Annotated in this window: 5 protein-coding genes; all 5 read left to right on the forward strand. The window is 35.1% G+C overall.

The features are described from left to right. Positions 1 to 3: 3 nt before the first annotated feature. The 5 genes from LPB88_RS20070 (at position 4) to LPB88_RS20090 (ending at position 13,069) form a co-directional block, all read left to right on the forward strand. Positions 4 to 1,299 carry an aminopeptidase P family protein gene (locus tag LPB88_RS20070; RefSeq protein ID WP_230717458.1) on the forward strand — a complete coding sequence of 432 codons (1,296 nt, stop codon included), beginning with the start codon at positions 4 to 6 and terminating at the stop codon, positions 1,297 to 1,299. Positions 1,300 to 1,302: 3 nt separating this feature from the next. Continuing rightward, positions 1,303 to 3,465, forward strand: coding sequence for a DPP IV N-terminal domain-containing protein (locus LPB88_RS20075; protein WP_230717459.1), 2,163 nt, complete (start codon positions 1,303 to 1,305; stop codon positions 3,463 to 3,465). A 427-nt stretch (positions 3,466 to 3,892) separates the two neighbouring features. Beyond that, positions 3,893 to 7,099 carry a SusC/RagA family TonB-linked outer membrane protein gene (locus LPB88_RS20080; protein ID WP_230717460.1) on the forward strand — a complete coding sequence of 1,069 codons (3,207 nt, stop codon included), beginning with the start codon at positions 3,893 to 3,895 and terminating at the stop codon, positions 7,097 to 7,099. Positions 7,100 to 7,110: 11 nt separating this feature from the next. Further along, the gene (locus tag LPB88_RS20085) at positions 7,111 to 8,568 is read left to right on the forward strand and encodes a SusD/RagB family nutrient-binding outer membrane lipoprotein (RefSeq protein WP_230717461.1); all 1,458 of its coding nucleotides are present in this window, start codon (positions 7,111 to 7,113) and stop codon (positions 8,566 to 8,568) included. Positions 8,569 to 9,217: 649 nt separating this feature from the next. Further along, positions 9,218 to 13,069, forward strand: a complete 3,852-nt coding sequence (locus tag LPB88_RS20090; protein ID WP_230717462.1) for a M43 family zinc metalloprotease — start codon at positions 9,218 to 9,220, stop codon at positions 13,067 to 13,069. Positions 13,070 to 13,195: the final 126 nt, after the last annotated feature.

Here is a 13,195-nt window from a genome sequence, read left to right on the forward strand (position 1 = left end):
AAGATGAGATACGATTCAATTCCAGTTTCTTTGTTTGAGAAGAACCGAAAAAGGTTTATCGAAAAGATGCAAAATAACAGTTTGGCAATTTTAACATCAAATGATGTAATGCCCAATAACGCAGACGATGTAATGGGTTTTGCGCAAAATAATGATTTGTTTTATTTGTCAGGAATTGAGCAGGATGAAACTATTTTAGTACTTTATCCTGATGCTTTTAAAGAAGAAAACCGAGCAATTTTATTTGTAAAAGAAGTTAGTGAGCACACTTTAATCTGGGAAGGAGATTTTCTGACCAAAGAAAAAGTTTCGGCCATATCAGGAATTAAAAATGTGAAATGGATTCACGAATTCGAAAAGACAATTCAACTTTTTGCATTTGAAGTAGATGCAATTTATTTAGGACATAACGAGCATATTAAAAGAGTAACTTCAGAAATGAATACACGTCAGGATCGAATGATTCAGTGGTGCAAACAAAAATATCCGTTGCATCAATACGAGCGTGTTGCTAAAATTACAAGAGAATTGCGCCCGGTAAAATCTGAGGAAGAAATCGATTTGATTCGGAAAGCAATTTCGATAAGCGTCAAAGGATTTAAAGGGCTTTTGAATGCCGTAAAACCCAATGTAAAAGAATACGAATTGGAAGCCGAACTGGCTTATCAATATATTAAAAATGGAGGAAATCGTCATGCATTTAAACCTATTATAGCTTCTGGTAAAAATGCCTGTGCACTTCATTACAATACCAATGATTCTGTTTGTCGTGATGGCGAAATGATTTTGGTAGATTTTGGTGTTTGTTATGCCAATTATAATTCAGATACTACACGTTGTCTTCCGGTAAACGGAAAATTTTCAGCACGTCAGAGAGAAGTTTACGAGTCCGTTTTATATTGTTTGAAAGAAGGCTCTAAATTTTTGAAACCCGGAGTTCTGTCAAAAGATTATGAATTGCAAATGGCAAGTCTGATCGAAACAGAATTGGTTAAACTGAAGTTGATTACTAAAGAAGAAATTTCTGCTCAGGATCCTCAAAGTCCAGCTTATAAAAAATATTTCATGCACGGAACAGCACATTTTTTAGGACTTGATGTTCATGATGTCGGTTTGTATTCAAAACCTTTCGAAAAAGGAATGGTCTTAACTTGCGAGCCCGGAATTTACATCAGAGAAGAAGGAATTGGCTGCCGATTAGAAAACGATTATCTGCTGACAGAGAACGGAAATATCAATTTATCAGAAGAACTGCCAATTGAAATTATAGAAATAGAATTACTAATTAACACCAAATAAACCATGATTAAAAAACACTTTTTACTATTACTTTTTGTTTGCTCAGGTATTTTTGCTCAGACTGGCATTGATATCAATGAGCTAAAATGGCTGCCCAATTCGCATTCGTTCTGGGTAAGTTCTGATCAGAATGTTTTGGTTTACGATGTAGATAAATTAAATCAAAGTACTACTGTTTTAACAGGTGAACAATTAAAAAATGCAGGCTTTAACGGAGAAGTTGAAGATTTGGTTTGGAATCAAAACAAGACAAAAGTTTTGGTTTATACCAATTCAAAAACCGTGTGGAGAGCTAAAACTAAAGGGGATTATTGGTTTTTTGATTTAGCAACTGGAAAAGGAAGAATGTTGGGATCAAATTTAGAAGAATCGTCTTTGATGTTTGCTAAATTCTCTAATGACAACGAGAATGTTGCTTATGTTTCTAAGCATAATATTTATTTAGAGAATCTGGCTTCGGGCAAAGTAACTCCTTTAACAACCGATGGAACTGATAAAGTAATCAACGGAACTTTTGACTGGGTTTACGAAGAAGAACTTGCGGCACGCGATGGATTTCGTTGGAGTCCTGACGGAAAAAGTATTGCTTTTTGGCGTGTTGATGCTTCAGAAACAAAATTCCATTTAATGATTAATAATACAGATGCGTTATATCCATTTGTGGTTCCGGTAGAATATCCTAAAGCGGGAGAAAAACCGTCGTCAGTAAAAATTGGTGTTATCGATATCACTTCTTTAAAAACAAACTGGCTTGATATTCCGGGTGAACCTGATAATAATTATTTGGTTCGTATGGAATGGGTTGCCAAAGATGCGGTAATGGTGATTCAGTTAAACAGACACCAAAATCAAGCTTCGATCTATAATTGCAACGCACAAACTGGTAAAGCAAATTTAATCTATCAGGAAAAATCACCGGAATGGATTGATGTTTTTGATATTTCATCTGGAGTTTATGATGGTTTTCCATGTCAGTTTGTAGACAATGGAAAATCTTTTTTATGGAGTTCTGATGCTGATGGCTGGATGCATGTTTATAAAATTAGTGCCGACGGAAAGAAAAAAACATTACTTACAACCGGAAATTATGATGCTTATTATAAAGCTTATAATGATAAGACAAAATCAATCTACTATATTTCAAGTCCTAAAGATGCGACTCAGAGATATTTGTATGAAACGAATTTGAATTCGGGAAAAACAAAAAGAATTACTCCGGAAGAATTTGAAGGAACTAATGAATATCAATTTTCTACTGACGGATCGTATGCAAAACATACCAATTCTAATATCAATCGCTATTATAATATTCGCTTGGTTTCGTTATCAGAGCATAAAAAAATCTTGCCAAAAGAAGCAGATGTTTTTGCGAAGCCAAACCGTAATTTCTCTCTTGAAAAGTTTAAAGTAACAACTGCTGATGGTGTCGAAATGGACGGAATTATGGCAAAACCATTAGATTTTGATCCAACTAAAAAATACCCATTATTCTTTTATGTTTATGGTGAACCAATGGCTTGTGTAGCAAATGATACACCTGAATTTAATGGATTTATAGATTTATTGATTCCAAAAGGATATATCGGAATCGCAATGGATAACCGAGGAACTCCATCATTAAAAGGGACAAAATGGAGAAAGTCTATTTATAAAAACATCGGAATTATCAATACTCGTGACCAGGCAATGGCGGCGAAAGAAGTTTTGAAATGGAATTTTATTGATGCTGACAGAGTTGCTGTGCACGGATGGAGCGGCGGTGGAGCTGTAACATTGAATTTGATGTTTCAATATCCTGATATATACAAAACAGGTGTAGCAGTTTCGGCGGTTACAGATCAGCATTTTTATGATAATATCTATACTGAGCGTTATATGGGATTGCCAAGTGAGAACGAAGCAACTTACGTTCAGGCTTCACCGGTTACGTATGCAAAGAATTTGAAAGGAAATTTGCTTTACATTCACGGAACTGGAGATGATAATGTACATTACAAAAATGCAGAAGTTTTGATTAATGAATTGATCAAATATGACAGAATGTTTAATTTAATGATTTATCCAAATCGTTCGCATTCTATTTATGAAGGACAGGGTACTACTAGACATTTAGTAGATACTTTTATAAAATTTGTAAACGAAAAATGTCCTCCGGGAGCAAAATAAAATCTGATAATTAAAATAAAAAAGGGAGAATTTCTGTAAAAAGAAGTTTTCCCTTTTTTGTTTTGAGATAAATTTAACCGCAAAGCACACTAAGGTTTTTTATCTAACAGTATGTTTAAAAAACACAAAGTTCGCAAAGCTTTGTGTTGATCTAGCTTCGCGAACTTTGTGTTTTCTATGTATAAAGTAAAATTAAATCTTAGTGCGCTTTGCGGTTAAAATAATTAGTCAGTACAAAATATTTTATGTTTCTCCACTGATTCAATTAAAAGGTATAAAAAGGTTGATTTTTTAAGATAAGATAATACATGTGAAAATGATAAATGTTTAATTAAAGGGTAATATAATAGGTTTTTGTGGTAATATATTGTCATTAAAATTGTTAAAAAAGCAAAATATTTGCCAATACTAATTATAAAACCAATTTATGAAATTTAAGTTTTTTCAAAGAAAAACGGTAGTACTTTTTTTTGTACTGCTAGCACAATTTGCGCTCGCACAGGAGCGGATTGTATCCGGAATTGTTTCAGATAATACAGGAATACCTTTACCGGGTGCGAGTGTATTAATTAAGGGAACAAAGACAGGAACTCAAACAGATTTTGACGGGAAATATTCTATTAAAGCAAGTTCAAATGCTGTTCTTGTTTTTAATTATATTGGAATGAAAACTCAGGAAATAACGGCTACAAATACTGTTGTAAATGTAGTTTTAGCTGGAGGTTCAGAGCAGCTTCAGGAAATTGTAGTTACGGCTTTGGGTGTCAAAAGAGAAAAGAAATCTCTGGGATATGCGACTCAGGAAATAAAAGGCGAAGATTTGACAAAGGTAAACACGGGTAACGTGGCGAACTCAATTTCGGGTAAAATCGCCGGTGTACAAATTAGACGTAACAATAATATTGGAGGTTCTACTAATGTGATTATTCGTGGTACAACTTCGTTAACAGGAAACAATCAGGCATTGTGGATCGTAGACGGGATTCCTTTAAATAATGATAATACCAATAGTGAAGATCAGCAAAGAGGAGGTAATACCGGTGGATATGATTATGGGAACGCTGCTGCGGATATAAATCCCGATGATATTGAAACTATGAACGTGTTGAAAGGAGCTGCGGCTTCTGCCTTATATGGTTCAAGAGCTTCAAACGGAGTGATTTTGGTTACTCTAAAAAAAGGAAGTAAGTCTAAAGGTGGTTTGGGAGTGACTTTTAGCTCTGGAATTACTATTGGAGTAGTCGATAAAAAGACATTACCGGAATATCAAAATCAATATGGAAGCGGATATGGTGATTTTTATGGAACTGTAGATTTAGGTAGCGGCGTGCATCCTTATGCTGCAACCGATGATGCTTCTTGGGGACCAAAGTTTGATTCTAATTTGTTAGTTTACAATTGGAATTCATTTTATCCTGAATTACCGGGTTACGGAAAAGCAACACCATGGAAAGCGGTACAAAATAATCCAAATAGTTTTTATCAGAATAGTGTAACCTACATAAATAATGTTGCAGTTGCGGCTGCTAATGAAAATGGTGATTTCAGATTTGGATATACAAATTACAATCAAGATCAGGGAATTTTGCCAAATAGTGATAATCGTAAGGATAATTTTAATTTCTCGGCAAGTTACAATCTAAAACCTAAGACCAAAATTTCGGCTTCAGCCAATTACTTAAAGGCAAATGCAAAAGGGATGAATGAAACTGGTTATGGTGATGGAGGAAATAATTATTTAAGTAGTGTGAGACAATGGTATTCAACAAGTGTAGATTTTAAGGATTTAAGAGATGCTTATAATCTAACAGGAGAAAATACAACCTGGAATGTGGCCGGCCCTAATGACTCGACAGTTCAGTTTCATGATAATCCATATTTTCAGAGATATAATAATTACAATACTTTAGACCGTGATCGTTTCTTTGGAAATGTGAATTTGACTACTCAGGTAAACGATTGGTTTGATATTACTGGTAAAGGTGCTGTAGATTATTACCACCAACTACAGGAAGAGCGTATTGCTGTGGGATCGAAAAGAACTCCAAATGGGCTTGGACAGTATTCGAGATATGATAAAGATTTTAGAGAGGTCAATTTTGATTTGATTTTAAATTTTAAGACCAATATTACGGAGGGAATCAAATTCAACGGAATGGTTGGGGCAAATTCAAGACGCTCAATTTCTAATTCGATATATGCCAGAACTAATGGAGGTTTAGTGGTGCCGGGAATGTATGCTTTGAGCAATTCGATTGACAAAATAAATAGTCCGGAAGAACATCAAACCACTCTTGGAACAAATAGTATTTATGCTAATGCAAGTTTTAATTTCTTAGATACTTATTTCTTAGAAGGAACTTATCGTGTAGATCAATCTTCGACATTGCCAAAAGATAATAATACCTATTCGTATCCGTCTATTACGGGAACTTATATCTTTAGTAATCACATTAAAACAGATTGGTTGTCTTTTGGAAAACTGCGTCTGAATTATGCTGAAACAGGAAATGATGCTCCTTTTGCAGTGACTTCAACAACATATCCTAAGAATGATAATTTTGGTCCTGACGGAATTCGTTTTTCTACAGAAAACAACAGAAGTAATTCTAACTTAAAAAGTGAGTTGACTAAAGGTGTTGAAGCAGGTATTGAGGTTAAATTGTTTAAAAACAGATTAGGTTTTGATTTCTCTTACTACAAAACAAATACAACAAATCAAATTCTTTCTATTGAAACTCCATCACAAACAGGATATACAAAGGCTTGGATAAATGCAGGAGATGTTCAGAACAAAGGTTTTGAAGTAACAATGAATGTGATTCCGGTAAAAACTAAAGATTTTTCTTGGGAAGTAAAAGTAAACTGGTCTACTAATAAAAATGAAGTAATCTCATTAGGAGGAGCTGATAGAATCTCGTTGGGATCTTTTCAAGGTGTAAATTATGTTGCTGAGGTTGGGAAACCAGTTGGACAGCTTACTGGTTCTGGATTTACGTATTTGAATGGGGAAAAAGTAATTCGTGCAAACGGAAGATATTTACAAGCTGCCGGAGTTAATATTGGTGATGTAAATCCGGATTGGATTGGTGGTGTAAATAACGTTTTAACTTATAAAAATTTCGCATTCAACTTTTTAATTGATGTGAAAAAAGGAGGAGATGTTTATTCATTAGATCAACGTTTCGGACATACTACAGGAATTTATGAAAGTACAGTATCTAATAATCATTTAGGACATCCGCAGAGAGATCTTGTTGCAGATGGCGGAGGGATTTTATTAGCTGGTGTAAAAGAAGATGGAACTCCAAATGATAAGGTTGTTAGTGTACACGGTTCAGACGGATACTTTTTTTACAATTCTATGCCACAGCAACAATATGTTTACGATGCATCTTATGTAAAGCTTCGTGAGGTTGGGTTGAGCTATAGATTGCCGTCTAAGTTTCTTGCAAAGACTTTTATGAGCAGTATGATTTTTGCTGTCAACGGATCTAATTTATGGATCATAAGTAAAAATTTACCTTACGCTGATCCGGAAGCGGGACTTTCTTCAGGTAATCTTCAAGGTTTTCAAACCGGAGTTTTGCCTACATCAAAGGAGTATAACTTTAACATGAAAGTTCAATTCTAAAAACAAACAAAATGAAAATAGTAAAAACAATATTTTTTGCAGGAGCCATTTTACTTTCGGTTGCTTCGTGTGACAATGTAGACGATTTAAATCAAGATAAAAAAGCTTATACAACCGTTTTGCCAAACGCCTTGATGACAAATGCACAAGTTAATTATGCCTATTTCCTGACCAATGCTTCTGTAAATGATAATAATTTTAGAGGATATGCACAGTATTGGACAAGTACAACTTATACAGATGAGGTAAATTACAATCAGGAAGCAAGGAATTTGGGAAATTCTCATACGGTTATATTGTACAGAGATGTCCTGCAGGACTTGTTAAACTCTGAAAAACAGATTAAAGCTAAAGAAGCGCTTGGTCCGGTTGATATAGCAATTAAGAAAAACAAAATTTCGATACTTGAAGTTCAGATTGTTATGGCTTATCAAACGCTTGTCGATTTATTTGGAAATGTTCCTTATACCCAAGCTCTCGATATTACAGTACATCCACTTCCTAAATATGATGATGCAAAAAGTATTTATCTGGATTTAGCAGCACGATTAGATATTGCAATTGCTGATATGGATAGTAGTAAAGACAGTTTTGGCAAAGCAGATTTAATATATAAGGGCGATGTAGCTAACTGGAAAACATTAGCAAACAGTGTGAAACTAAAACTAGGATTGCACCTTGCTGACGTAGATCCTGCAAAAGCTAAAAGTATAGTTGAAAGTGCTTACAATTCGGGAGTAATAACAAATGAAAGTCAGACAGCATTGTTTCAATATTTTTCGTCAATTGTAGATATGAATCCTTTGTATAATACTTTAGTGAATGAACAACAGACTGTACCAACAGAGTTTTTTGTTAACGAATTGAATGCAAAAGAAGATCCAAGACGTGATGTTTTCTTTAATCCAGAGTCTAAAAAAGGAGGAGTTTATAAAGGAGCACCTTATGCCAAACAAGTAACTTATGGCGATTTTTCTAATGTAGGATCAAGACTAAAAGAGAAAACAAATCCGGGAGTTATTTTTGATTATACAGAAACATGTTTTCTATTGGCAGATGCAGCTAACCGCGGATTTAATGTGGGAGGTACGGCAGATGAATATTACAAAAAAGGAATTTTGGCAAGTATGCATTTTTGGAAAATTGCAGATGCAGATGCGCAAACGTATGTAGATAGAGCCGATGTTGCTTTTGCAACTGCAACCGGAACTTCTAAAGAAAAAATAGCATACCAACTTTGGATTGCTTACTATAATAGAGGATTTGAAGCCTGGACAGAATATAGAAGATTAGATTTTCCTGCTTTGCAAGCGCCTTCGACTGCAGTTGATGCAGCACAAGGAAAAGTGCCGGTTCGTAACATTTATTCGCTTTTTGATAAAACACTGAATAAAGAAAATTATGAAGCAGCCGCTACCGCTATTGGTGGGGATTTAATGACAACAAAAATATTTTGGGACAGATTTTAAATTGAGTTAGTTTTCTGTTTTTGAAACCGGGGATCTTTAATTAGATTTCCCGGTTTTTTTGTTTTTGTTTAACCGCAAAGAGGCAATCCCGAAGCGTAATATCATTAAGTTAAGCTTTTTTTTAGCAAATTGTGGTTAGTCTTTTTCTCGCAGATTTGGCAGATTACAAAACTGAATAAAAAACTTATGCAGATTTATAATAAAATTCTAATCAATTTAAATCTGCTCAATCTGCCAAATCTGTGTGAAACAAAAAAACTTTACAACTTCGCTCCCAAAATTTCGGAACTACAAGAGATTTATTCGCCATAGCATTATAATTTTTCTCTTAATTTAATGACATTGCCCGAAGCTTCGGGATACTCAAAGTTCGCAAAGTCTATAATAAATAGCTTTGTGAACTTTGCGTTTTTTGTTTCATTGTGTTCATTGCAGTAAAATGATAAGTGTTATGGTTTTTTATTTGTATATATTTAATTAATGAGTGATTTTTGTTGTAAATACGTATGTTTATTGGTTTATTTTTTCAAAGTGTGTTTTTTTAAAGTTAAAAAGTTGTTAATTATATATTGTTTTTAAATAACATAGTATCAGTAAAATAGTACGTATGTAGGTAATTTTGGTGGCAACAATTTAACCTAAACATATTATGAAAATAAAATTACTAATGTTATTGCTGGTTTTTTCGGTAGGAAAAATTAGCGCACAAGGACTTCCGTGCCGGACGACGGAAGAAAATGCTAAAGTGTATCGGGCAAACCCAAATTCACTTCAGGAGAAAAAAGATTTTGATACTTTTACTAAGAATTTTGCCCTTCAGCGTAAAAGTAAAACTGCAAAAACAGAAGCAGTTACATATACTATTCCAGTAGTTTTTCACATTTATGGAGATGTACAAAGTGGTAAAACAATTACTTACGAGAAAATTGTCAATCATTTGGCGCAATTAAATGACGACTTTAACGGAAGAAATGCAGATTTTCAAACCGTTGAGCCTTTTTTTCAGGCAAGAAGAGGAACTATAAACATCGAATTTAAACTAGCCAAAAAAGACCCAAATGGAGGCTGTACCACCGGTGTAGTTTTTCATACTGCTAAAAACGGTTACGGAAATGGCGGTGGCTATGACGACCAGATCGCTGCAGATGCATGGGATAATACAAAATATATGAATGTTTACATTCAGAATGATTTGTATAATGATGGTGCTTTAAATAATTCGGGAGTTGCATGGTATCCAAATAGTGCAATGACAGCAAGTAATACAGCACGTGTTGTTTTTAACGGAGCTTATCTTTACGACAACTCATACAGTAAAGAATTTTCGGCAACCTTAACACATGAATTTGGTCACTTTCTAAATTTAATTCACACTTTTGAAGGAGGCTGTACAGGAACTGACGAAATTGCTGACACTCCACCAGAAGACGGTTTGCATACACTTGCCTGTACACCCGGAACAAATTGTAGCGGGGATAAAGTAAACTTCGAAAACTACATGGGGTATAATGGCGCACAAGGGTGTTATAAAATGTATACCCAAGGACAAATTGATAGAATGTTGGCAGCATTGCAGCATCCTGCGAGAAAAACACTTTGGCAGCCTCAAAATTTAATAGACACAGGAGTTAACTCAACTGAAAGTAATCTTGTTGCAAGTGTCACTACATTGAAAGAGACAGTTGTAAATGATGGAGCTTTTAATACGCCATCTGTTGTAACACTAAGCGCAGGCAAAACATTTGCATTAAGCTCAGGAACAATGACTGCCGGAACACATTATACTCACACTTTTCCGGCGGGTCTTACACCAGTAGTTACTGTAAATTCAAACGGACAACTAACAGTTACGCTTACAGGAAAAGCTGTTAATCATGCCGCAGCACAAAATACAACAGCCGGAATTACATTTTTACCAGCTGCTTTTACCGGGGGAACAACAGGTTTATCTTGTACATCTTTATTTTTCAATTTGAAATTTACAGATCCGTACGGGATATTTTTTGTTGATATGCCTAATATAAATATTTCTTCAAGTTTAACCTGGAAGGCTTTTGATATCGCAAAAGGAGACGACACCTCGTACGGAGGCTGGCGTTATGTTGCTAATGCACTAAAAATTGAAACGTATGGCAAAAAGTTAGTTTGCGAAACCGGAACCAGAAATATTTCGTTATTAGGGCAAAATGTTGCCGTAGGGCCAACAAGCAATATGACAGCTCCGGGCGCATACCCGAATCAGTTAGATATTAGATCAGCAACTTATACCGCTTGGGAAGGAAAATCCGGATATGTAGGTTTTGAATACTTAATTGACGGACAAACTTGCTATGGATGGTTTAAAGTTGATGTTGCTGCAGGTGGAGATGCATTTACCATTTCTGAATATGCATATAATACTCAGCCTAATGCACCAATCTATACCGGAATGTCTAATAAAACTGCGGTAACATTATCCGATAGTGTTTTATATGAAGCAGAGGCAAACGATGGAGGCGTAACAGCAACTAGCACTATTACATTATCGACTAATAATGCAACATTTACAAAAAGTACCGGAACATTTACTGCAGGAACAGATTATACGATAACCGGAGTTCCTTCTGGATTAACAGCTGTATTAACACTTCAGGCAAATAATAAAGTGGCGGTATCTTTTACAGGAAAAGCTAATGCGCATCTTCCTGCAAATGATGCTTCTGTAGTGATAACCTTTAAAGATGCTGCAATTACGGGCGGAATTTCGACTCTTGATAGTGCTTCAAAAACAATCAATTTGAAATTTGATGCGCCTTATGGAGTTTTCTATGTTAATAATCCTGATTATGTTGCTTCGGCGGCACAAACATGGCAATATTTTAATTTAGGACTTGGCGATAATACAGAGTACGGAGCATGGCAATTTGCAGCTGCAGCTTTAAAAATCGAAACGTATGGTAAAAGATTAGTTTGCCAAACCGGAACAAGAAATATTACCTTGATTAGTCAGGGAACATCAATTGGTGCATCAAGTAGTTTTGTGGCTCCGGGCGCTGCATATCCGGATCAGTTAGATTTAAGAACTGCAACTTATACGACTTGGGACAATCAAACAGGATATGTAGGTTTTGAATATATGAGCAGAGGACGTACTTGCTACGGTTGGATGCATGTTAAAGTAGAAGCGGGGGGAGTTGGTTATACCGTTTTGGATTATGCTTATAATACAAAACCTAACGAATCAATTTTGGCAGGGACACAAACTCAGGTCACTGTTTTGGCTCCAACAAGTTTAACGGCAGTTCCAAACAATACTAGTTTACAAGTGCAATTGACTTGGGTAAATAATGCTACAAATGCTACAAACGTTGTAGTTGAAAGAGCGGGAACTGATAATGTTTTTGTCGAAATTGTAACCTTGCCAAGTACAGCATTAACGTATTCAAATACTGGTTTAACAGCTGGAAATACATACAAATACAGAGTTCGTGCAAAAGCAAATGCTATTTATTCTTCATATTCTAATGAAGTTTCTGCGACAATCACAGCGAATTCAGCTTATTGTACAACACAATCAGATAATAAATATGAATACATTAATTCTGTAACTATCGGAAGTTTTAATAATGCTTCAGGAAAAGATACAGGCGGTTATGCTGATTATACTGCTAAAGTGGTTACTGTAGCACCAAACGCACTTACAAACGTAAGTTTGACGCCAGGATTCTCAGGTGACGCCTATTTAGAGTATTGGGGAATCTGGATTGATTATAACAAAAACGGCACTTTTGAAGCTTCAGAAAAAGTAATCGACGGAATTTCTTCAAACGGAACAGCTACCGGAAGTTTTACTGCGGCTGCGTTTACAGGAACTACAAGAATGCGTATCGTAATGAAATACTATTCGAATCCATCAGCTTGCGGAAACATTGTTGACGGTGAAGTGGAAGATTATAGTGTAGTTTCAGGAACGGTGACGAATCCAAATCCGGTAACATTGGCTACGCCTATTGCGGGGAACTCAGGAGTTTATTCATCGGGATTCTACAGTTCATGGAGTACAGTTTCTAATGCTACGAGTTATGAAGTGCAATTAAATAATGCAACTACTGGCTGGACCACATTTGGAACTTCAACAACCTATTATTTATGGATTCCAAAACAAGGAACACAAACCGTTTATCAATTTAGAGTAAGAGCAAAAAATGCTACGGAATTCAGTGATTGGAGCAATCCATTGACAATAGATTTACAAAACGGAAGCGCAGGTCCGGATCAAATCGATTTTACAAAATCATTTTCGATGTATCCTAATCCGGCTTCAGATGTAGTTAATTTTAGCTTCAAAAATCTAAATTCAACAAGTATAAAAATAGCTATTTATGATAGTACAGGAAATTTAGTAGATGTTTTACAAAACAACGTAACTTCTTATCCTGTAAATCATCTTAGAAAAGGAATCTATATCGTAGTGGCTACAGACGGAAGCTTCACGGAAAATAAAAAACTATTGATTAAGTAGTTTTGGTTTTTGTTGGTTGTAATGGTCTTAAAGCATTTACGCATATTTTATACTATTAAAAGAGCGAAGAATATTTTTGAAAATTGCAGCTAATAAATAAACTTGAGTTTGGTTAAGAAAAAAGGG

This window comes from Flavobacterium sp. JAS (genome assembly GCF_020991455.1).
Lineage (GTDB): Bacteria > Bacteroidota > Bacteroidia > Flavobacteriales > Flavobacteriaceae > Flavobacterium.